The organism is Intestinibacter sp., from assembly GCF_022780145.1.
Classification (GTDB): Bacteria; Bacillota; Clostridia; order Peptostreptococcales; family Peptostreptococcaceae; genus Intestinibacter.
This window is the reverse complement of the sequence record NZ_JALEXO010000131.1, coordinates 1-24,324: the sequence shown is the minus strand read 5'-3', so window position 1 is coordinate 24,324 and position 24,324 is coordinate 1. Positions and strand designations below refer to the sequence as shown.

Genomic DNA, 24,324 nt, shown 5'->3' with positions numbered 1-24,324 from the left:
TAATATTTTTTTCATATTTTGATTTTCTATTTTGATATACTATTTGATTATTTCTTTCCAAAATCACATCGTATGGCATCTTATCTACTATATTTTTAAAATAACTGTTATTTTCCATATACTCGTTTTTTAAATTTTCCTCGTGATTAATATCAGTCTTGACAAATAAAACTCCTAAAGTTCCTTCTAGCAAGGTATTTGGGTAAAGCCTATACTGGCAATATTTATTTTTCTTATCCTTAATTTCAAAAAAATGATTTTCACAGTCGTACAATGCATTATAGAGCTTTTCTAGTATAATTAAATCTGTTGGACTTTCTTTGTTAAAAAAACTTTTAAAATCTTCTACCTCATGCATATTCTGAATTTCAAAATTATATGTATACACATAATTTAGCGTTTGATCGATAAAATATACTTTACTTTTTAGATTTAATAATATTTGTCCGAGAGCGTATATATTTTGATCTAATAATTCTTCTTGTTTTATATTTTTCTCTTTCAAAATACTTAATTTATCATTATACGCTTTGATAATTATTTTTAATCTATTTAATCTGCTATTTTCACTTTTATATGTTTTATATTTTTTTATCGTATAAACTTCCATAGTTTTCTTCAAAATAAAACACCAAACAAGTAAATTAATTATACAATCTAAATAAATATATAAATTTATTCTATTCAAAATTAAATTTAATACTGTAAAGCTTGTATAAAAAAATACTGCTTCTTTTGTTAAATATTTTTTATTCAATAAATCTAACACGATAAAAAACATCGATACTGCACTCAAGACATCGACTAAAATATAATAATTAAAGCTTGAATGTTTTAAAAATATACTCGTTATCTGTAATATTATAAAAAACACTGCTAATAATATAAATTTAATAAGCTGTTTTATATTTTTACCAAGAATAAACTGAACCAAAAATAAACAACATATACATATAGCTATAGTAAATAACCTAAACATATTTATCCTCCTAACAATTCCTACAATAAATTTAAGCCGGATATATATCGGAAAATTGTATATCTACAAACTCTTGTTGAACAACTATATTGTCTTTATATTTATTTTTTAAAAATTGGTTTTCTGTATTTCTTATTAAAACTTTAAATTCACTGCCTTTATTTATCTGGCTATCTACATTTAAATAAATACCCTGTATATCAGATAATTTTTTAGCTAAATAAAGTCCCATACCCATACCTTCTGCTAATCTAGACAAGCTTTTATCTACCTGTTCGAAATTTTCAAATACAAAGTCTATTTTTTCCTTTGGAATTCCTATTCCACTATCTTTTATACTTATTACTATAAAATCCATTTTTTTATCTATTGATATTTTTATATTTCCACCCTTATCCGTAAACTTTATAGCATTCGATAAAATATTTAATAATACTTTTTGTATTTTGATACTATCTAAATAAACTAAAATTTCATCTTGACTGAATTCGGATTCTATATTTAAATCCTTTTTATCAATATAATCCTTTGACAACTCAATTATATTTTTCATCAATTCAACTATATCAAAAACAGTATAATTTAAATCGTATGTATAATTTTCTATGCTCATAATATCATGTATATTTTCTAATACCTTCTTTAATCTATATAAATTTTGTCTAACTAAGCTTATGTGATTTTCCATTACAGGTGTTTCAATATTTTTTTGCATCTGCTTATTGTCGTACAACATATCATTTACTGGTTTTTCTATTTTATTTACAACCTCCATGCAAAATTGTGCTTTAAATTCTTCTGCTTTTTTTATTTTTTGCATTTTATGTTTTATATCATCTATTTTTTGCTCTTTATCTATAATTTTAAAAATTACGATGTAAATATCCTGATCTTCGATATCAGTTATAGCAATAGATACATTTTCTTTATTATTTAAATTTATAATTTTTACCACATCAAATTCATTTTGTCTTATATAATTGTTTACAATATCATTGAATTTTTCTATACCTATTTTTTTAAAAGTATTTATCATATATTTATTTCTATAAACATGTTTTTTTATATTTTTATCTATAATAACAATTCCATCTGGTAGGGTTTCAAGTAATACTCTATATATTTTTTCTCTTTCTTCTATGTCTTCAATCAGATTTTGATCTTTTGTAACATCTGAAAATATTATCAATTTAAAATTTTTATTTTCATAGTCTAAAAAATTTTCGATTACTTTTAATGTTTTACGACTAGAGGTTTTTATCATCCATATTTTTGTCTCATTAAAAAAATTATCTGTAATAATATTTTTTATAAATTCTTCTTTATCCTCATTTACTATATAATTCGATAAATCCTCTATTGAAGAAACTTTACATTTTTGCTGATTTATATCAAATATATCGTATACCTTTTTATTCATATAGCTAATATGGTTTTTTTCTGTAATTACTACTCCGTCTTCCATAACTTCTATTAATTTTTTATAAGTTTTTTCATTGAATTTTATTTGTTTTTCCATGCTGTACATATCAGTAATATCTCGAAAAACAAATATTTTTAATTTTTGATTATTTCTATCAACCCTTGCCATAGATAATTCATAGGTTTGATTTTTAAATGAATTTACAATTATTTTTGCAAAGCTTTTATCTATATTTGCAAAATCTATAATCTTTTTACTATAAAAAAAGTTATTCTTAAAAAATCTATCTAAATCAAATTCCTGTATATTTTTTTTACTAAAAACATCATTAAAATTATCGTTTTTATATACTAAACTGCATTCTTTTAAGATAATCATTGGAGAATTTATTTTAGAAATTATTACATCATATAAATCACATATCTGTCTATCTTTTTTAATTAAATCTATCTCTTTATTATTTTCTATTGATATTTCTTTATTTATATTTTCTATATATTTTTCATTATTTATAATTTTTGTCTCGATATAAGATAATTTTTTTATCACGTTATATAAATGTCTATATATAAATTTATAAAATATAATAGTATTTCCAAATAAATTTATCATCACTGCACTTATAATATGATCCTCTATTAATAATAATCCAATAAAATACACACTCATCAACAACAATTTATCTAAAGGCTTTAATTTTAGATTATTTCTATTTACTATTATACATAGCATTTTTACTACAAAGACAATAGATAAACTCATGTAAAAATAATTCCTTAAATCTGTATTTTTGAGCTTCAAAAATATCATAAATTCTAAAGAATATACTATTACAAAAGATATGTAAATCGGATATTTTGTTAAGCTATAAATAAAAATAGACATAACAACTATAATAATTGCAACTATAATATTAATGTCATTTAATAAAATAATTTTATTTAATCCATACATAATACACCACCCGCTTATTATTTAATACATTAAAATATAAAATTTTTATTTATATATGTAATATTATCATATTGATTTTGAATAATTTGTCACTTTATGAATCCATAATACAAATAATAAACGACAAAAAAGCCTTAAATAAGGCTTTTTTCTAGTTTTAATTCTTTTTTCAATTTTTTTAGAGCTTTTTTCTCAATTCTAGACACATAAGATCTAGATATATTTAGCTTTTGAGCTATTTCTCTCTGGGTTTTATAGCCATGAGGTGTAAGACCATATCTCAATTTAATTATTTCATTTTCTCGTTCTGTTAAAGTTTGATCTATTTTTTCATAAAGCTTACTTATCTTTATCTTTAATTCAACTTTATCTATAATATAATCCACATCTGTTCCCAATATATCTATTAAACTAATCGCATTTCCTTCTTTATCTACTCCTATGGGATCTTGTAGGGATATCTGCGTTTTATTTTTTTTATTACTTCTTATATTCATTAAAATTTCATTTTCTATACATTTTGAAGCATAGGTAGCAAGTCTTATTCCTTTATTTACATTAAATGTATCTATAGCTTTAATAAGACCTATAGTTCCTATGGAAATCAAGTCATCTAAATCCTCTCCAGAATTATTGTATTTTTTGGAAATATGGGCTACTAGCCTCATATTTCTCTCAACTAAAATTTCCTTTGCTTCCTTACTATTCTCATTTTTTAATAAAGTTAAATAGTACATCTCTTCTTTAGGGGTTAATGGTTTTTCAAATGATTTAATAAGAGTCAATATGCCACCCCCTTAATACATCCGTCACTCTAAATTATATGAATTTCAACTCGATAAGTTTCCCTTATAATGTAAAATTTTTATAATGCACGGGAAAATTAATATGGCATATATTGTTAAATCATTTGTTTTTCGAGATTACTTTATACTATTACATATATCCTTGAAAATTGGTATTGCTGATTTACTGCTTTTTTCTGTACCCTCTACTAAAATAGTTATCGCGTATTTAGGTTCTTCAAGAGGATAAAATCCAGTTATCCATCCATGAGATATTTTTGTGTTGTTTATGCTACTTTGAGCTGTTCCTGTTTTTACACCACAGCCTCCTTCTAAATCCTTTAAGTCTTTTGCCGTGCCTGTTTGTGATACTCCTACCATAAATTGTTTTATTTGAGTTAAAGTATATGGAGATATAAGCTCGTCTTCCTTTGATGAGGAAAATTTTTTTATTTTTTTCATCGAATTATCTACTATTCTATCGTATATATATAGGTGTTTATAAAGTCCGTTATTTGCGATAATCTGTGTCATCTGATTTATTTGTATAGGAGTAAATTCTAAAGATTCCTGTCCTATCGATAAATTACTCAAAGATATTTCATCTGGTATATTTGAATTTACTTCTTCATCTAAGCCTATATCTACTTTTTCATCTAGATGAAGCGTTTTTATAGCTTTGTATATCTCATCCTTTCCTACTTTTTTAGCTATATCGTAAAATGCAGTATTGCAAGAATTTGCAAAGCATTCTCCTAAAGTTTCAATACCATGACCTGATAAATTATTGCAGTTTAATTTTTCATTATTTCCTACTTGCTCGCTTCCTGTACAATTATAATAATAGGTGCTATTTGTCACTACTTTATTCTCTAAAGCTGCAAATAATACTACTATTTTAAATACAGATCCTGCTGGATAAGTAGCAGAAATCACTCTATTTTGTAGTTGTCCGTCTTTTTTATCTAGAGAATCTTCAATTTTATTTTGATTGAAGTTAGGTCTTGATGACATAGCAAGTATTTGTCCTGTTTTAATATCCGATATAATTACTGCTGTAGGATTTTCCTCTTTATCAACTATCTTTTCTACTTTCTCTTGGATATCTGAATCGATAGTCAGCTTTAAATTTTTGTCGTTATTTGATACTTTTGAAAAGCTTCCTTCAACTAAATTGAGTCCATTTTGTGCTCCTAAGGTACCTGCCTTGAAAACTGATATATATTTCTGATTAGAATTTTTTAATTCTAAGTCCATACTTTTTTCAATTCCACTTACACCTCTATTTTCAGTTTGATTTATATAACCTATTGTATGGCTCAATAAATTACCTTTTTTGTATCTGTTTACCTTACTTTCAACTATAACGTTTATTTTTTTTAATTGTCGTATACTATCTTCGCTTAAATTTGGCACTTCTATTTCTATCAATTCTGAATTTAATTGTTCTTGAACTGCTTTAAATATATCATTTTCACTTAAATTTGTTGCCTTTTTTATCGTGTTTATATTTTTATAGTCTCCACTTATTATGGATTTTGGAATTATAATAATTTGTTTCTTTTCTGTATCGGTCAAAGGTATATTATTCCTATCGTATATAATACCCCTTCCCGAATTTAAATTTACTTTATAAGTGCTTTGATTTTCAACTCTACTTGTATATTGTTCGTATTTGTAAATACTTAAATAAGTTAATCTACATATCAATCCAAACACCATCACTATAAAAACTAAAAAACTCGTTTTCGTTCTACTAAATAAGCTTTCACCTTTAAAAAACATAAAATCACCCCTTAACTAATAGTCATTTTTGACAATAATTAAGGGGCGTATACTTGTTAATCGTAATTTACAATTTCTTCTAAATAAAATCCTGTTGTATGCTTTCTATGAGTAGCTTTTTTCAATCTTTCCAACATATCTTCGCTACATTTATATTCAAAGTTATTTTGATAAAAATCATCTATAGCCTCTCTGTAGACTGAAACTACTTCTCTCACGTAATTTTCATCTTCCATTCTTGCTTCTATAGTTAAAGTGTTAACTCCAGATTTTATTATTCTATCTAAGTACTCTATTGTACATAAATCTCTACTTGCAAAGAATATTGTTCCTCCATCATCTTCGTAAACAGGACAATACTGACCTTTTCTCTTTTCTTCAGTTAAATTATATCTTTTTTTAGGAGAATAATCATCCTTACCTTTGCTTTCTAGATAGCTAGTAATAAGCTTTCTTCCTGAATAAGACATTATAATAGGTCCATGTACAAAAGCTTCTAGTTCTAAAGTATCAGGTGTTTTAAGTCTCATAGTTTCCATCTCTTTTATAGATAATTCTCTAGATATTACTACTCTATTCACACCTTGGTTATACCAAAAATTAGCGGTTTCATAGTTGTAGACATTAGATACATTTCCTAGATGTACTTTTATATTTGGTAAAATTTGCTTAACCATAACTAAAGTTCCAGGCTCTGAAACTATTAGTGCATCAACCTTCAATCTATCTAGTTCCATCAAAAATTCTTTAAATCCATCAAAATCTTTATTGTGAGGAAGTAAATTAATAGTTAAATATATTTTTTTATTGTTATCATGGGTAAATTTAATTCCTTCTATAAGATCTTCTCTCGAAAAATCATCTGATAAAGTATCTCTACCAAATGATTCACCACCTACGTACACACTATCAGCACCACTAGCTATAGCTTCCTTTAAGCATTTTAAATTACCCGCATAACATGTAAGCTCGACCTTATGCATCTTCAGCTTCACCTCTTTCGCCTTCTTTATAGCTTATAGCAACTCCGTCTCCCATTGGTAAAAGTGAAGTTGTCAAGTAGTCACAGCTACAAATATAATCTAAATAATTTCTCATTCTCTTGACTATAGTTTTCTTTCTTCTGACTACTAGATTATTATCAGCTATCATACCTTTATATAAAATATTGTCTGATATCAATACTCCACCTACTTTTAATTTATCTATAACTAAATCGTAAAATAACTTGTATTGACCTTTAGCTGCATCTAAGAAAATCATATCAAATTCGCCTTCTACACTGTTTAAGCTTTCAACAGCATCTCCTTCAAGGATTTTTATATTTTTCTCAAATCCAGCTCTTTTTATATTTTCCTTTGCTTTTTCAATCATAACTGGATTTCTCTCACAAGTAATGATATCAGAATCTTCACCACATATTGTAGCAAACAATATAGAAGAATATCCTATAGCACATCCTACCTCTAAAATTCTCTTAGGCTTTTGAATTTTTAAAAGTACCTTTAGTAAATCAGATACCTCCTTATGAACTATAGGTACACTATTTTCCTCTGCATATATTTCTAGTTCCTTTAAAAGACCTTCTGCGTCCTTTAATGTATGTCTTATATAATCTTCAACAACATCATTAACTATATTACTCAAATTTTTCACTCCTTAATTTCTATTATAATTAAATGTTACCATAACAATATGGATTATACCCCATTAAGATATAATCCATATTAAACTCTATTTCTGATTGGATTTTTCTGAAGCTTCCTCCAGTTCTTTATTTCTTTGATCTCTATCCTTTCTATATTTTGCCACGTTTTTTTGATGCTCTTCATACGTCTTGCTGTATACATTTCCTCCATCTATATCGGCGACAAAGTACAGATAATCTGTCTCCTCTGGATATAAAACTGCCTCTATAGATTTTATACCTGGATTTGCAATAGGAGTCGGTGGCAATCCCTTTTCAATGTAGGTATTATATGGAGAATCTATTTTTAAATCGTTATATGTCATTCTCTTTTTTCTAGTATCAAAAATATACTGAAGAGTAGCATCTGATTGAAGAGGCATATCTTTTTCTAATCTATTGTAAAATACACTCGCTATAATAGGTCTATCTTCATCTAGCACGGCTTCTTTTTCCACTATAGAAGCCAAATTAACGACCTCCTGAAGAGTTAATTTTCTTTCTTTTTGCTTGTTTTGTAATTCTTCTGTATAATTTTTATCAAATAGTTTTACCATTTCTTTTATTATATCTTTAGGATTTGAATCTTCATCAAAATAATAAGTACTTGGATATAAAAATCCCTCTAAAGTCTTTATATCTTTTTCGTTTAAAAAATCAAATTCATCGTAAAAAGCACTTGGATTTTTTATTAATTCTTCGAAATCACTCTTTTTACCCAATTCATTTTTTACTAGTAAAGCTATAATTTCATTTGATGTAGAACCCTCTGGTATAGTTATTTTAACTCCATCTTGGTATATCTCGCCTGAAACTAATTTGTCGATTATATCTTTGTTTGAAAGAGTTTGGTTTAATAAATAGCTACCAGATTTCATATGTGAGTAATTATTTTTTATCTTAAAATTTATCTTAAAAACAAATTCATCTTTTATTAAATTATTTTCCTTAAGAATATGAGCCACATCGTCGACAGTAGATCCCATAGGTATATCAACTACTAAATCTTTGCTATTATTTTTGTCACAAGGTCCACCCTGATATACTACAAATATAAATGATGTAAATATTAACAAAATAATTGCCGATATTAATACGATAACTTTCTTCTTATTAGATTCCATATTTTATTGCTCCTCGCTGTATTTGTATCCTCTTTATTATAAAACTTAGCTAAAAATATTTCAACAAAAAAATCTCTCCCCCAAAAACACTCAGATAAATATTTTCTATATTATCTCCAAATAAAATAATTATAAACATATATAAACTCAAAAAAAGCCTTCATTTTTTATGAAGACTTCTTATTTTATCTCATCCCTTCTAGGATGTTTTTCCTTTATTTCTTTTCTTAAATTTTTGTCTATATATTTTAAATATAATTGCAAGCTAGACAAATTAGAATTTCCCAAAATTTTACTGACAACAGCTACATTTGCACCTCCATTTAAAAGGTGTATCGCAAATGAATGTCTAAGTGTTGTGGGATTTATATTTTTTCTTATATCTGCCTTTTGGGCGTATTTTTTTATTACCTTCCAAAGACCCTGTCTCGTAAATCTTTGACCTTGCGTGTTTACAAATAAAGCTTTTTCATCTTCAGATGCAAATGACTCTCTAGAATCACTTATATATTTTGATAGATATAACTTTGTAGTTTCACAAAGAGGTATAACTCTTTGATTTTTGCCACTACCACAGTATATGTAATCAATATCTAAATCCACATCTTCTAAATTCATCTGTATAAGTTCCGAAACCTTAATACCTGTACCATACAAAACCTCGAATATCGCCTTATCTCTTATTTTTTTAGGAGTAGATAAATCTTCAAACTTCAATAGTTTGTCTACCTCTTCTTCAGTTAAAATTTCAACTTGGTCTCTTTTTACCTTGGGCTTTTTTATATTTTTTGATGGATCTGTATCAGTAAGCTTATTGAAAAACAAATAATCATGGTAAGATTTAATAGAAGATATCATTCTCGAAATCGATGATACTGAAACCTCGTCTTTTTCAAGCTCAATCAAATAACTTATAATATCATTTTCAACAACATCTGAAATATCTATATTATTAGAATTTAAATAATCTAAGTATTTTTTTAGATCTCTATTATAAGATGCCACTGTATTTTTTGATAGTTTTTTACTTTTTTCTATATAATCTAAATACTCTCTTAAAACCTTCATTTTTAACTCCTTTATCTTGCTAGGAATTGTATTATACCGATACCTATTATATTTAATAATGATTGCAATATAATAGAAATAAACATAATAATTATTAAATTAAACAAAAACGTCTTTCCTAAAGATAATATACTATCTTGTCTTTTCTTTTTCAACTGTTTAAAAATATTTTTTACATATTCTATTGATAATATTACTAAAATTATTGATATAGGAATAATAATAATATTTTTCAAAAAAATTATCGTACACATTTTAATGCTGTTAAATCCCAGCCTTAAAATGCATGTATTTACAGTATATCCTATAGATATAGCCTTTAATACAAAGACGACAGCTGCCAATGGAAATGTAAAAAAAAGTAAGCTTAAAATTCCTATAGACCCTAAATACCTTATGTACTCCTTTATATTCATAAAAGCAAAACTTTTTATATCTATATCACTTCTATAATAATTTCTAAGCTCGTCAATTTGAATAGATACATTTTCAATATTAAATCCTTCAAATTTATTTAGACATGCTCCTACTATGACAAACAACATAAAAATTAAACTGACAATTATTAAACTTGTATTCATATCTTTTTTTCGCAATTTAAAAACCTCCTCTATCTTTACATATAATTATTATGTTAACCCAGAGGAGGTTATGCATTTTTATATTTAATTTAGCATATCTTTTGAAAGCAATACACCGATAGATGTCTTACCATCTAATATTTCATTGTTTAAAACCATTTTATATACTTCATCAAAATCTAGCTCTTCTACTGCTAGCTGTTGATCTTCGCTTTTATCCTCGCATTTTTGAATCTTACTCGCAAGATATATAAACATCATTTGATTCGAAAATCCTACTGAAGGATAAAATTTATGTATTAATTTGAAGTTTTCTGCACTATATCCAGTTTTTTGTCTAAATTCTCTCATAGCACATTCTCTTGGATTTTCATTTAATTCTAATTTTCCTGCTGGAATTTCCAAAACTACATCTTCAATTGATTTTCTATACTGTCTGACTAAAATAATTTTATTATCTTCTGTTATAGCTATTATAGCCACAACACCATTGTGTTCAACTATTTCTCTCTTTTGATATCCTTTATTTGGAACTTCTACAGTATCAACTCTCAGGCTGACAGTTTTACCTGTATATATCAAATCGCTACTTACAGTATTTTCCTTATCAATCATGGCAAACCTCCATTAAATAATATGCAGCACTACTTGCAGAGTCAAAGAACTCACTATCTTCATCGTAATTTCTTCCCATACTTTTAACTTTTAGACCAAAATACTCTATATCCTCTTTGCATTTATTATTTTTAACAAAAACTATATTGTGTTTTTCGTCTAATTTATTTTCTTTTATTTGTGCTTTTATTTTATTTAACTTTTCTTCTTCATAAATTGTTATCGGTACATTTACACCTACATTTACTATTTTATCTAGTATGGTTATGCTGTGATGAGAAATACCTTGGTGTCTCTCTCTTTTATCTGCAAAGCTGATTCTAGGAATAGCTATAGGCATACCACCTAGTTTTTTAACAGCATCTAATATAGGACCTTGTTCTATACCTGTAAATCCGTATTTAGTACCTGTACCTGCAATTCCAGGTCCCATACTCACAAATACGACATCTGCCTTTGCTATTTCTTTTGCAGTTATAAGCCCTGTATATATATTTATACATTCGTAATCTCCGCCAAATGCATTTCCGATTGTAATAGTAGAGTCGATTAATCCCTTTGATTTTAAATTTTTGACATTTAAGCTAAAGTAAAGTGGAAGCGCTGCTCCATCAGTCATTATATAAGCTATTTTTTTGTCGGGATTATTTCTTTTATAAGATGCTACAAAAGGTGTCAACATACTATGTAGAGTTCCTACTACTACAGGTAGTCCTTCTAAGCTTTCAAACGAGTTTATTACATCGTGGTACTTACTCTCATGATCCTCTACGCTATCCACAACTAATTGATATGGTGTATATCTAAGCTTCATAATATGACCATCAGCATCTAAGTCTGACTCTTTATTATTTAAATTACTTATGACAAAATGATATCCACCTGTTCCTAAACTCAGTTCAACAGCAGTAGTATTTAATACAACTTCATCTCCTACATTTACCTTACCAGTCATCTTAGGATAATTGTACGCTCTTTGAATTTGTCCATTTACATTTACTCTTATATCCTCTAAATTATCATCTGTACTTTTTATAGATTCGACTATACCTACCTTTTTACTAATCATATTGCTACCTTCCCAAATTATCTATAAATTTTAATACTCTGTTTTTTTCTATAATTTTTGTAAGTGAAAATTTTTCAGTAATTAAATGCATCAATACTAAAAATACTAACCAACAAACTCTGACCTTTATATCGTAACCAAGCGCCATAAGTACACCTATTGATATACCCAAGACATTTGAACCTGTATCTCCCATCATCGCTCTAGCCTTTAAATCTGTATTAAAGTAAGCTAACACGTTAGGAAGTATAAGTAAAGGTAAAATTTGTATATAACCTGTCAAAGTAAAAAATATTGGTATTATTATAACTAAATACGCCTTAATAGCTCTTCCCGGTCTTAAATCAAATAAATTCATTAAGTTTGTAGAAAGCGCTATAACAAGTGTATTTACTATTATCTCAACTATGCTACTTGAAAGACATACTGATACAACTAACCCTACAAAGCCTCCAAATAAAGCCTTAAAGCCTCCTGTCGTAAGCTCTCCTTTAAATAAACTCTTGAAGTGACCCTTAAGTCCACTTACATCTCTATTTCCTATTAAGTCATCAAGTGCACCTGCAAAAAACATACACATTATAGAAAATACAAATAATAAAAGACATATAAGTCCTACAGTATCTATAGCTCCCATAATACCCCAAAGAAAGTATATTACTATTATACTGTTGATTATTAACATCGGTAAAAATACTATTCCCATTCCTACTGGTATCATTTCTTTTTTGTAGTTAGGTCTGATAATATTTCCATTTATTAGCATGTTTTTGAATAAAGGTATCATGAAATATGTCCCCAAAAATCCCAACACAAATATTATCCCTTCGAAAATATAATGTGTCATAAAACTACCTCCATTCTTTTTTCTTTTGTCTTACTACTTTTTTGATGTGATAGAATTGTTTACCTCTATGAATAAATCCTTTTAGATCTCTTCCTGTTTCTGAATGAGTCATATTTACTAAAACTTCTTTTATTCTGAAATTGTTTTTTAATATATCTATAGTCATTCCAACCTCTACACCGTATCCAAATGGTATTTCATCGAATATCTCAAGAACTTCCTTTTTGAAAATTCTTTGACCTGATAGAGTTGAAGTAAGCTCTACTCCTGTCATTTCGTATACAGAATTTTTAGCTAGATTTTTTACAAATCCAAGTCCTCCCTTTTTCTTAGCTGGAGGGAATTTTGCAATTGTAACATCACACTCATCATTTAATATAGGTATTATTAATTTTTCTACTTCACCTGCTGAGCTTCCAAGGTCTCCATCTAAAAAACCTATTATATCAGCTTTTTTCATAGCTTCCTTTAAACCGTTATTTAAAGCGTATCCCTTACCTCTATTTTGACTTTGTGTTATTACGTTTATTTTATCGCTTTGTACACTTTTAGCAACTTCTGATGTCTTATCACTAGAACCATCATCTACTACTATAATTTCATCTATTTCTTTTATATTTTTAATGCTCTCTAAAGTATCTTTTATTTTTAATTCTTCGTTATACGCTGGTATTATTATACTTATATAACTCATCTTACATCTCCTTAATCAAAATTATTGTTAATTTATCTTATTTTGAAAATGGCATTAAATCTTGAGTATCTTCACCTATTCCAAAATTGCCTACTTTACTTTCATCTTTTATAAGCATAGTTAAAGATATTTTTCCTACTGCTTCATCTATATTGTTGATTGTTGATATTTTTGAATCTGAACATAATTTTATAAATTCTGACTTGCTATCTTCTCTTTGTACTGCTACTAAATATTTCTTTTCTGATTTTAATTTAGATATAATGTTTTTGTCTTTTACTTCAAATGATGATTTTATATTTTCGTCTTCATTTTCTCCTACTAAAACTACAGAGTCATATGAAGCGTAATCATCGCTTAAAGATTTTATTTTTATAAGTCCTAAATCTTGTAATTTTTGTAAGTCTTCTTTAGTAGAATCGCCATTTAAAGCATCTACTATATAATTTATACAATCTTGAGATGTTTTTATTTCTGTATCTAGTTTATCTGATAACTCTTTTAATTTGTTTTCATCGTCAATAGCATCATTTACAACTATATTAAAAGCTAATTCTCCATCTGCATCCTTTATTATTTGTTCTAAATCTTCACTATAATCATTTTTTTCATTAGTAAGTATTATTCCAGTATTTTTATCGCTTAATTCATCACTTACCAAAATACTATAATTTTTTGATACATAAGACTTTAATTCATTATAATCTTCATTCAATGAATCTATTTGATTTTGCAATTCTTCTTTTTCTTTATTTAAAGAATCAAATCTAGTTTCAAATTCTCCTAAAACCTCACTTTGTTGCTTAGTCAACTCTTGATCGTTGTTTAAATTAAATCCTACTATAATACCTATACCTAAAGCTAAAAATATAGCACCTATAGTAACAATATAATACTTCATATTTATATTCATAACTTTTGCCTCCTAATTTACATGTTTAATAAAAATTTCATTTTTATTTGTAGTATTTTTATAAGCTGTTGTACTGTTGGAGATAAATAAGCAATTATTAAAACAGGGAATAACGCTGTAACTATTAACGCCCATATATACTTCATTTTTAGCTTACTTTTATAAAGTAAGTTTACTCCTTTTGCATCTATAAGCTTAGCTCCTATTTTTAGTCTAACTAAGAATGTAGAAGCCATTCCTTTTCTTCCTTTTTCTAAGAAATCTATCATATTAGAATGTGATCCTAGAGCTACTATTAGCTCTGCACCATATTCATATGCAGTAAGCATCGCTATATCCTCACTAGTACCAGGAGCAGGAAATACTACTGCATCTAATCCTAAATCCTGTACTCTTTTTAGTCCTGGAGCTCTACCATCTACATACGCATGTACAACTATTTCTTTAGCTTTTTTAAGTGCATCGTCTGTAACACTATCCATATCTCCGACTATTACATCTGGAGTATATCCACATTCTATAAGTGCATCTGCTCCACCGTCTACACCTACAAGTATAGGTTTCATTTCTTCTATATAAGATGTGATTGTAGCCAAATCCTCTTTATAATCTTGTCCTCTTACTACAACTAGTACATGTCTATTTTTGTAATCTGTAGCCATTTTAGGGATTTCTGTCTCACCTAGTATAAATCCCTTTTCTCTTTTAGCGTATTCGATAGTATTATCTATAAATCTATCTAACTCTACAGACATATTTTCATATGCAAGCTTAGTTTTTGCTTTGACAATAGACCCATCCATAACTTCGCCTTCTCCTATTAATTTTCCATCTCTATAGATTTGTCCATTGTTTACTTCAATAACTTGTCCTTCCTTTAATTCTTCAAATACATCTTCTCCTACATTATCTATAATTAGAATATTATTTTCTGTAAGTATTTTTGGTCCCTTGTTAGGGTATCTACCACTTATTGAAGGAGCTGCATTTATAACAAGTTTTATTTTACATTCAACTAAAGAGTTGGCCGCTACTTCATCTATATCAGTATGGTTTATAACAGCTATATCTCCAGCAGAAAGTCTTTTAGCAAGCTTTTTTGTTTTTCTGTCTACCTTAATTGGGGCTTCGACTCTCATTTTATTGACCTCCGTAATTTTTTAAATCTTAAAACATTATAACACTATTTTCAAATAAAATAAATATTTTGGCAAAATAGCTATTTTGCACTATTTTACCAATTCTTCTATTCTAATATAGATTTTAACATATAAATAGACTTTAAAATATTTTTATATATTATTTTAAGAATATTTAAGTTTTTTATGTAAATAAAAAAAAGCCTCCTATTATCTAGAAGGCTTTTTAGTAATTACTTAACTATGCTGTGTTCTAATCTTAATTTATCAGCTATCATAGCTATAAATTCTGAATTTGTAGGTTTTCCTTTAGTAGTATGTACTGTATATCCAAATAATTTATTTATAGTATCGACTTTACCTCTGCTCCATGCTACTTCTATGGCATGTCTTATAGCTCTCTCTACTCTACTTGGAGTAGTATTGAATTTCTTAGCTATACTTGGATATAATTCCTTCGTAACAGCTCCTAATAATTCTACGTTATCTATTACCATTTTTATTGCTTCTCTTAAATATAAATATCCTTTTATATGAGCTGGAACTCCTATCTCATGTATAATATTAGTTATTTCTGTTTCTATGTTGCCAGTAGCTGCTTTTGGAGCTTCATTTGTTCTCATCATTTGCAATTCAGCAACTGGTTTTGTTTTTACTTGAGGAGATACAGGTTTGTTTAAAACTAACTCTCTGATTCTATTTATAAATATCACAAAATCAAAAGGTTTTACAATATAATAGTCTGCTCCTAAATTTATAGCTGTTTGTGTTATTTTATCTTGTCCAACAGCTGATAACACTATTATCTTTGGCATCTTCTCTAAATTCATAGCATTTAATTTTTCTATAACTCCTAAACCATCTAGATGTGGCATTATTACATCTAGAACTAATAAATCTGGTTGTTTTTCTTGTACTAGCTGTAATGCTTCGACTCCATCTTTAGCAATACCTAGTATTTCTATATCCTCTTCATTAGATAAGTATTCCTTTAGTACTTGGCAAAAATCTTTATTATCATCAGCTAAAACTATTTTTATTTTATCTTTCATTATAATTCCCCCCATCAATATAGTATTTTTTATAAAAGTCTTCATTTAAATACTCTTAATTCGATCTAAACTTTTTAGAATTTTTAGAAGCAAATATATCATAAAATTATTTTGCTTTTAAAACGTATGACGGAAATTATACATATCCACAATTATAACTTCCTCTACGCCATAGAAAATTTTAACTGTTACTGTTATCTCTGATATTAAGCATATTCGACATTATAAAATTATTTTCCTTCATTAAAAATTAAATTTATTTTATTTTCCCCATTTTACCATTTCTGTTATAAAAATACCAAATCCTTTTTTTGGATTATCCTTCAAAACATACGTAATACTACCAATTAATTTGTTATTTTGGATTATAGGTGTTCCACTCATCCCTTGAATTATCCCACCTGTATAATTTATCAAGTCCTTATCTACTATCTCTATTTCCAAAATTTTACTTTTTGTATCGATATTTTTTATTAAAATATCGTAGTATTTTACATCGTTATTTTTTGATTGAAATAGTATTTTTGCTCTTCCCAATTTTACATCGCTAAAATCTGCAATTTGAAACATTTTATCACTGTCTATATTAGATAAATTTTTCGATAAAACTCCTTGTATTCCATAATTTGAATTTTTATAAAAGCTTCCTATCTTATTTTTTAAATTAAAATCAGCTTTAATTTGACCTACAATATTCTCTTTTCCCTTATATATTTTTAAATCAGATAAGCTGTAAATATCACCTCGATTTATTTTTAATATTTTCTTAGTATCTAAATCACAAATTGGATGTCCTATAGCGTAAAATACATTTTCTTTTGGATCGTAACAGGTCATTGTACCAACACCTGAGATTTTATCTCTTACCCAAAATCCCAATTTATAAATGCCATTTTCTGTTTTAGTTTTTATAGATTTTGTGATAAGCTTACCATCTCTTTCAAATGTTATATTTACGATTTCTGACTTTAGTCTATTTAAAATATCGTATACATCTTGACTGTTACAAATTTTTTCGTCGTTTATATATAGTATATTGTCGCCTTCTTTTAATTTATCTAGATATTCTACTTGATTTTCTCCACCCAAAACTAAAACTCCATCTGTATTTGCTTTTATTCCTACGATATTTCCAAGTGCATATACATACTTATCATTATTGGAAAAAGTATCTAAAGCCTCGAGCTTATCTAAATTAAATAATATAATTCCAAATACAAAAGCAAATATAATTACATATACTTTTCTTATAAAAATCACTCCTAACATATTTACATCATTCTTTATCCTTTGTATTTTTTCTATATTTATTCATATTTTTGCACAAAAAAAGCCTGCAAAATAACTTTTAGTTTGTTATTCTGCAAGCTTTTCTATTTTTAATTACATTGAGCCATCTGAATTATTTCGTGTGCGTGCTCAATAGTTTTCTCAGTTATATTGTTTCCAGCTATCAATCTAGCAATTTCGTCTATTCTCTCATCTATTGTCAATTCTTTTATATGAGTGTAAGTTCTGTTATTAGATGTATTTTTTTCTATGCGATAATGAGTATCTCCATTAGCTGCAATTTGTGGTAGATGTGTTATGCATATAACTTGTTTCTTTTTACCTATGTTAGACAATTTTTCGCCTACAATTTGTGCAGCTATACCACTTATTCCCGTGTCTATCTCATCAAATACTAATGTATCTATCTCATCTATATCCGCTAAGATAGTCTTGAAGGCAAGCATAAACCTAGACATCTCTCCACCTGATGCAACCTTGTAAATAGGCTTTATATCCTCTCCTAAGTTGAATGATGCCATAAACTCTACATCGTCACATCCATTTTGGTTGAATGGAATTTCTCTAAAATTAACTTTAAATACTACATTTTTCATATTTAAACTGCGAAGCTCTTTCAATAATATGTCTTGTAGGTCTATAGCTACTTTTTTTCTGACATTACTCATTTCTCTCGCCTTATCGTAAAGCACAGTTTCTAGTTTTTCAAGCTCTTCTTTTAAAGCAGCTACCTTTTCATCCCTATTTAAAATCTCATCTAGTCTATTTTGTATTTTTTCTCTGTATTCAAATATCTCACTTATAGAGTTTCCATATTTTCTTCTTAGATTGTTTATTTGATCTATTCTCTGCTCTATTTCTTCCATTTCATAAGGATTAAAACTTATGTTTTCTTTGTAATCTCTGATATCTCTAGATATATCCTGAAGCTCGTACATGATTCTTTCTATATTTTCACTGTATTCACCGATAGTTTTGTCAAAAGAAGCAATATCAGATAACTCTTTAGAGGCAATTCCAATTAAATCGACTGCATTTACTTCGCCTTCATATAATCTCTCATATGATAGACTTAAATTGTTGTAAATTTTTTCACTATTTCTACATAGCTCTCTTTGGGTCTTTAAATCCTCGTATTCTTCTTCATTTAAATTTGCTGAATCTATTTCATCGATTTGGAATTTGATTAAATCAATTTCCCTTTGAATTTCCATATCGTCTTTATTTTCATTTAAATCATTTAATTCTTTTTTTACTTTATTAAATTGATTATATAACTCTTTATAACTAATTTTTAATTTTTGTATATCTTTTTCTCCAAATAAATCTAAAAATCTAATATGTGTATCTTTATTAAGTAAAAGCTGATTTTGATGTTGACTATGTAAATCGACTATTGTACATGCAATTTCCTTAAGCACTGAAACTTTTACAGTTCTGCCGTTTATTCTAGCCACGCTTTTACCGTCTGAGTAAATAACTCTTGTTATTATAACTTGGTCATCTTCGTAATCGATGCCGTATTTGTCTAAAACTTCTCTAAGGTTTGAGCTTTTTGATGAAACTAATATTTCTGCTACTCCCTTATTTGTCCCCTTTCTTAAAAAAGATCTATCGTATTTTTCTCCTAAACATAAACCTAATGCTTCAATTATTATAGACTTACCTGCTCCAGTTTCCCCTGTTAATATATTTAAACCGTTGTTTATATTAAGCCTACATTCTTCAATCAAAGCGCAATTTTTCATATACATTTCAAGGATCATATTAAACCCCCTCTTTCTCGACTAAATTTATTTTTGATTAATGATTCAGCTTATGTGAATCCTCCACAACCTTAATTATTTGTTTTTTATAGTCTTCTTCATTAAATGTATAACCCTCATTGCTATTTTTTAAGTGAATAAGATATTCTATATTTCCTTCTGGTCCCTTAATAGGTGAATAATCTAAATTTAAAATTGAAAATCCATTTTCTACAGCAAATTTTGAAATCATTTCTATTACTTCAATATGAGTTGATTTTTCTCTAACTACTCCTTTTTTGCCTACCTTATCTTTACCTGCTTCAAATTGTGGCTTTATAAGAGCTACAATCTCTCCATCAGGTATAATTAGATTATGGGCAACTGGTAAAACTAATCTCAGAGATATAAATGATACATCTATAGATGCAAAATCGGCAAATTCTTTAATATCTTCTATTGTCACGTATCTTATGTTAGTTCTCTCCATGCAGACAACTCTCTCATCTTGTCTCAATTTCCAAGCTAATTGTCCATAACCAACATCTATTGAAAATACCTTTTTTGCTCCATTTTGTAGCATACAGTCAGTAAATCCTCCTGTAGATGCACCTATGTCCATACATACCTTATCTTTTAAGCTTAAATCGAAGTTTTTCATAGCTTTTTCTAGCTTTAATCCACCTCTACTTACATAAGGTATAGGATTACCCTTTACTTCTATTTTAGCATCTATTTTTACTTCTGTACCAGCTTTATCACATTTTTGGTTGTTTACAAATACAAGACCTGCCATTATAGATCTCTTTGCCTTTTCTCTACTTTCAAAAAATCCTTGTTCTACTAATAAAACATCTATTCTTTTTTTCATAAAACTACCTTTCAATTATTTATATTTTTTCATTTTTTTAACATTTTAATACATTTATCACTAAAAAAAGAATATACTCTTTTAAATAAAGTATATTCTTTCTATCTCTATTTTAAACACTTGAATTATATCATATTCTCGAAACTTTTTCAATTTAAGAAATTATGCAAATTTTATATATTAGAACCAATTATTCCAACTAATATTCCCAACAATGCTCCAGCTAATACCTCCTTTGGAGTATGTCCGACTAATTCCTTTAATCTCTCATGTTGATCAAACTTTCCATGGAAAAAATCATCTACTATTTGATTTAAAATTTCAGCCTGTTTACCTACAGCCCTTCTAACTCCAGACGCATCGTACATTACAATTACGGCAAAGACGGCTGTCATTGCAAATTCTGTAGACGCAAACCCTTTATCAAATCCGACAAGAACAGCGAGCGCTGTGACAAATGAGCTGTGAGAGCTAGGCATTCCACCTGAAATTGAAATCCTTCTAAAATCTATTTTACTTTCTTTACCTGTAAATATTTTTATAAACTGTGCTAAAAAACAAGAGAATATACTAATAAGTAAAATTTTATTTTGAAAAATCTCCACTATCGTTCCTCCTAAATATCCTCTAAATTAATGATCTCTAGAAATTATATAATCAGCTAAATCCTTTAAAAATGAAGAATCTCCTGATACTTTTGATATACTATCTTTAGCCTCTTCTATTAAATTTTTGGCTACTTTTCTAGATTCATCAAGGCCTATTAAAGCTGGATATGTGGATTTATGATTTTCTATATCGCTGCCTACATGTTTACCCAATACCTTTTCATCTCCAACTATATCTAAAATATCATCTACTATTTGAAAAGCCAATCCTATATTTTGGGCGTATTTAGTTATATTTTCTAAATCCTCTTCTGTCGCCTCACCTACAGTAGCACCTGCTCTCATACATCCTACAATCATAGCTGCAGTTTTATTTCTATGTATAAAATCTAGTTTTTCCTTTTCGATAGATTTATTTTCGCTCTCTACATCTACAACTTGACCGCCTATCATCCCGTAAATTCCAGCACCTCTTGCAATCTCGTAAATCGCTTTTAGCTTTAAGTTTGGATTTTGAGTATCTATAGATTCCTTTAGCATTATTTCAAATGCGTAATTTAAAAGTGCATCTCCTGCTAAAGTAGCCATAGCATCTCCAAATACCTTGTGATTAGTGGGCTTTCCTCTTCTCAAGTCATCGTTATCTAATGCAGGTAAATCGTCGTGTATCAAAGAATACGTATGTATCATTTCTATAGCTATAGAAAACGGTATTGCCTGCTTTTCATCGCCTCCTACAATCTTAGTAGCTTCTAATGTAAGTATAGGTCTAAGTCTCTTTCCACCGGCACTTAAGCTATAATTCATAGCTTTAAAAATAGTTTCTTGATAGCCTTCTTCTTTTGGCATATATTTATTTAATAATTCTTCAACATATGCTGATTTTGTTTTTAATTCTTCTTTAAATGCCATAGTTATTCCTCCTTTAAGTCGAAATCTTCTAGTTCTTGAGCTTCGTTAAATTTGCTTATTTTAAGCTTTGCTCCTTCAAGCAGTTTATTGCATCTAGCGTATAATTTTATTCCTTCTTCATAAAGCTTTAATGACTCATCTAACGATGTCGTATTTGTTTCAAGTTTATTTAAAATTTCTTCTAATTTTGAGTAAGCTTGCTCGTATGTAAGTTCCATTTTTACACCTCTTTTTTATTTATTTTATCGACAGTACAATCTAGGCTTCCATCTGATAAAATAACTTCTATTTTATCTTTTTCTGATACATTTGAAATGCTATTTACAACTACATTCTCTTTATTAATTATACTATATCCTCTATCTAATGTTTTAAGCGGACTTAAATTATGGAGTAATGAACCTAAATTTTTTAAATTCATATCCTCTTTATTTATTTTATTTTCCATACTTAAATTAATTTTTTCAATTATTTTATCCATCTCGTATATTTTATTATTAATAATATAGTCATTTAATATAGTATTCATTCTCGTAAACGTATATTTTAATTTTTGCTCGTCGTATTCAACTGCATTGTTTAGAGATTTATTCATCCTATCTCTTATATTGTCGAGCTTAAAATACAAATCACGAATATCTGGTGTAGCGATTTCAGCTGCAGCAGATGGCGTAGGTGCCCTCATATCTGCCACAAAATCACATATTGTAAAATCGGTCTCATGACCTACAGCAGATATAATAGGTATTTTAGATTCAAAAATACATCTAGCTACTTCCTCTTCATTAAACGACCATAAATCTTCTATAGATCCACCACCTCGTCCTACAATTATAGTATCAACTGGATGTTTTTTATTAAAAAAATTTATTCCCTCGCATATTTGCTCCTTAGAACCTTGTCCCTGCACTTTAACAGGATATAATTTTATATGCACCTTTGGATATCTTCTCGTAGTCACATTTATGATATCTCTGATGACAGCACCAGTTGGTGATGTCACTACTCCAATCGATGTAGGAATCTTAGGTATCGGCTTTTTATATTTATAATCGAATAGACCTTCTTTTTGCAACTTTTCCTTTAACTTATTAAATTCAATGTATAAGTTTCCAATTCCCGATACTTCTATATTTTTAATATAAAGCTGATACGATCCATCTCTTTCATAAACAGAAATATATCCACTCGCTATTATTTTAGTTCCATTTTCTAAATTTAAGCTTCTGTCGTAATCACTTTTAAATACGACACAATTTATTTTTGAATTTTGATCTTTTAATGACAAATAAACATTACCACTGCTGTGCAATTTTAAATTCGAAACTTCTCCCTTAATCCTCAAATTATATAGTATTGGATCATTTATTAAAATCCTCTTTATATATGAATTTGCTTCACTTACATCTAAAGCTCTTATTTTCATATCTGTTCTCCTAAGTTTAGATTTTTAACTCCTATTAAAGCACAACCTACAGCATTATCTGTAGCTAAATCCCCTTCTGTAAAGTAAGCTTTTATTTTGTATTTTCTCAATTTTTGAGTTAAGCTTTTAGAAATATATTTACTTGCTGATACTCCACCTGCAAACACAACCTCATGAGTATCGTATTTTTCACATAAATAAGTAAGTGCTTTAAGCATGCATCTTACAATAGTATCCATAAGCAATTTTGATATATAATTTTTATCCACAGATTCTTCACTATCTATTATTTTGTTTAATTGATTTTCTATTCCAGATAAATTCATATATCCTTCTTTTACACTTGTTTTTAGCCCTTTTTCTATCACACCTTCAAACTCAAGTGCGTTTTTGTCTATGTATTTGCCACAAGGAAAATCATACGACAATCTCACACCTAATCTATCTATGAGTTGTCCAAAGCTTACATCCTTTGTACCACCTATAATTTCTAAATCGTATCCAGTATGATTTTTATTTGATAATACTATTTCAAGTGTCCCTCCCGACATATGAACTGCTATAAACTTATCTTCATTTGATAAATTTGTGCCTAATAAGCTCGCCTCAATATGGTTTTCTTGATGAGTAGTCTCAAAAATAGGACAATTATGTGTAGCACTCAATAATTTAGCTGTATTTAAGCCTACAGTAAAAACGGGCATATAAGATTCTTTTACAGGTCTTGGTGTTTTAGATGCGCATATACCTACTATAT

Annotated in this window: 24 protein-coding genes; all 24 read right to left on the bottom strand. The window is 27.9% G+C overall.

All coding sequences use genetic code 11. The features are described from left to right. Positions 1–979: hypothetical protein (locus tag MR593_RS05030; protein ID WP_290690403.1), on the bottom strand; the 979-nt coding region annotated here is incomplete at its 3' end. Between the two features lie 31 nt (positions 980–1,010). Beyond that, positions 1,011–3,356, bottom strand: a complete 2,346-nt coding sequence (locus MR593_RS05025) for a PAS domain-containing sensor histidine kinase (protein ID WP_290690402.1) — start codon at positions 3,354–3,356, stop codon at positions 1,011–1,013. A 134-nt stretch (positions 3,357–3,490) separates the two neighbouring features. After that, positions 3,491–4,141, bottom strand: a complete 651-nt coding sequence (sigK, locus tag MR593_RS05020; protein WP_290690399.1) for an RNA polymerase sporulation sigma factor SigK — start codon at positions 4,139–4,141, stop codon at positions 3,491–3,493. Between the two features lie 138 nt (positions 4,142–4,279). Beyond that, positions 4,280–5,926 (bottom strand): peptidoglycan D,D-transpeptidase FtsI family protein, encoded by a 1,647-nt coding sequence (locus tag MR593_RS05015; protein WP_290690398.1) that lies wholly within the window; start codon positions 5,924–5,926, stop codon positions 4,280–4,282. 56 nt (positions 5,927–5,982) lie between these two features. Next, positions 5,983–6,921: a peptidase U32 family protein gene (locus MR593_RS05010; RefSeq protein WP_290690395.1), complete on the bottom strand. Its 939-nt coding sequence runs from the start codon at positions 6,919–6,921 to the stop codon at positions 5,983–5,985. Beyond that, complete coding sequence (locus MR593_RS05005) at positions 6,902–7,573, bottom strand: O-methyltransferase (protein WP_290690392.1); 672 nt, start codon at positions 7,571–7,573, stop codon at positions 6,902–6,904. Before MR593_RS05005 ends, MR593_RS05010 begins: the two co-directional genes overlap by 20 nt. 87 nt (positions 7,574–7,660) lie before the next feature. Beyond that, a complete protein-coding gene (mltG, locus tag MR593_RS05000) occupies positions 7,661–8,737 on the bottom strand; it encodes an endolytic transglycosylase MltG (RefSeq protein ID WP_290690390.1) in 1,077 nt (358 codons plus the stop codon). Between the two features lie 180 nt (positions 8,738–8,917). Further along, positions 8,918–9,805 carry a tyrosine-type recombinase/integrase gene (locus MR593_RS04995; RefSeq protein WP_290690388.1) on the bottom strand — a complete coding sequence of 296 codons (888 nt, stop codon included), beginning with the start codon at positions 9,803–9,805 and terminating at the stop codon, positions 8,918–8,920. A gap of 11 nt (positions 9,806–9,816) precedes the next feature. Then, positions 9,817–10,401, bottom strand: coding sequence for a hypothetical protein (locus tag MR593_RS04990; RefSeq protein WP_290690385.1), 585 nt, complete (start codon positions 10,399–10,401; stop codon positions 9,817–9,819). Positions 10,402–10,470: 69 nt separating this feature from the next. Continuing rightward, positions 10,471–11,001, bottom strand: a complete 531-nt coding sequence (locus MR593_RS04985) for an NUDIX hydrolase (RefSeq protein ID WP_290690382.1) — start codon at positions 10,999–11,001, stop codon at positions 10,471–10,473. Continuing rightward, entirely contained in the window at positions 10,994–12,070 is a 1,077-nt protein-coding gene (locus MR593_RS04980; RefSeq protein WP_290690379.1) for a DUF3866 family protein, read from the bottom strand. The genes MR593_RS04985 and MR593_RS04980 overlap by 8 nt, the downstream gene beginning before the upstream one ends. A gap of 4 nt (positions 12,071–12,074) precedes the next feature. Continuing rightward, positions 12,075–12,917 carry a glycosyl transferase gene (locus MR593_RS04975; protein WP_290690376.1) on the bottom strand — a complete coding sequence of 281 codons (843 nt, stop codon included), beginning with the start codon at positions 12,915–12,917 and terminating at the stop codon, positions 12,075–12,077. A gap of 4 nt (positions 12,918–12,921) precedes the next feature. Further along, positions 12,922–13,611 carry a glycosyltransferase family 2 protein gene (locus MR593_RS04970; protein ID WP_290690373.1) on the bottom strand — a complete coding sequence of 230 codons (690 nt, stop codon included), beginning with the start codon at positions 13,609–13,611 and terminating at the stop codon, positions 12,922–12,924. 37 nt (positions 13,612–13,648) lie between these two features. Next, positions 13,649–14,524: a copper transporter gene (locus tag MR593_RS04965; RefSeq protein ID WP_290690371.1), complete on the bottom strand. Its 876-nt coding sequence runs from the start codon at positions 14,522–14,524 to the stop codon at positions 13,649–13,651. A 17-nt stretch (positions 14,525–14,541) separates the two neighbouring features. After that, a complete protein-coding gene (steA, locus tag MR593_RS04960) occupies positions 14,542–15,663 on the bottom strand; it encodes a putative cytokinetic ring protein SteA (protein WP_290690370.1) in 1,122 nt (373 codons plus the stop codon). A 233-nt stretch (positions 15,664–15,896) separates the two neighbouring features. Beyond that, the gene (gene spo0A, locus MR593_RS04955) at positions 15,897–16,715 is read right to left on the bottom strand and encodes a sporulation transcription factor Spo0A (protein WP_290690369.1); all 819 of its coding nucleotides are present in this window, start codon (positions 16,713–16,715) and stop codon (positions 15,897–15,899) included. Positions 16,716–16,976: 261 nt separating this feature from the next. Continuing rightward, the gene (locus MR593_RS04950; RefSeq protein ID WP_290690368.1) at positions 16,977–17,984 is read right to left on the bottom strand and encodes a SpoIVB peptidase S55 domain-containing protein; all 1,008 of its coding nucleotides are present in this window, start codon (positions 17,982–17,984) and stop codon (positions 16,977–16,979) included. Positions 17,985–18,094: 110 nt separating this feature from the next. After that, positions 18,095–19,771 carry a DNA repair protein RecN gene (gene recN / locus MR593_RS04945; protein WP_290690365.1) on the bottom strand — a complete coding sequence of 559 codons (1,677 nt, stop codon included), beginning with the start codon at positions 19,769–19,771 and terminating at the stop codon, positions 18,095–18,097. 37 nt (positions 19,772–19,808) lie between these two features. Continuing rightward, positions 19,809–20,621, bottom strand: a complete 813-nt coding sequence (locus tag MR593_RS04940; protein ID WP_290690363.1) for a TlyA family RNA methyltransferase — start codon at positions 20,619–20,621, stop codon at positions 19,809–19,811. 173 nt (positions 20,622–20,794) lie between these two features. Further along, positions 20,795–21,229: a divergent PAP2 family protein gene (locus MR593_RS04935; RefSeq protein WP_290690406.1), complete on the bottom strand. Its 435-nt coding sequence runs from the start codon at positions 21,227–21,229 to the stop codon at positions 20,795–20,797. A gap of 24 nt (positions 21,230–21,253) precedes the next feature. After that, on the bottom strand, positions 21,254–22,141 hold the full coding sequence (locus MR593_RS04930) for a polyprenyl synthetase family protein (protein WP_290690360.1): 888 nt from the start codon (positions 22,139–22,141) through the stop codon (positions 21,254–21,256). Between the two features lie 2 nt (positions 22,142–22,143). After that, a complete protein-coding gene (gene xseB, locus MR593_RS04925) occupies positions 22,144–22,359 on the bottom strand; it encodes an exodeoxyribonuclease VII small subunit (protein WP_290690357.1) in 216 nt (71 codons plus the stop codon). Between the two features lie 2 nt (positions 22,360–22,361). Next, positions 22,362–23,567 carry an exodeoxyribonuclease VII large subunit gene (gene xseA / locus MR593_RS04920; RefSeq protein WP_290690355.1) on the bottom strand — a complete coding sequence of 402 codons (1,206 nt, stop codon included), beginning with the start codon at positions 23,565–23,567 and terminating at the stop codon, positions 22,362–22,364. Then, on the bottom strand, positions 23,564–24,324 hold a 761-nt coding region (locus MR593_RS04915; protein WP_290690352.1), incomplete at its 5' end, for a Kae1-like domain-containing protein. The genes MR593_RS04915 and xseA, both read right to left, overlap by 4 nt.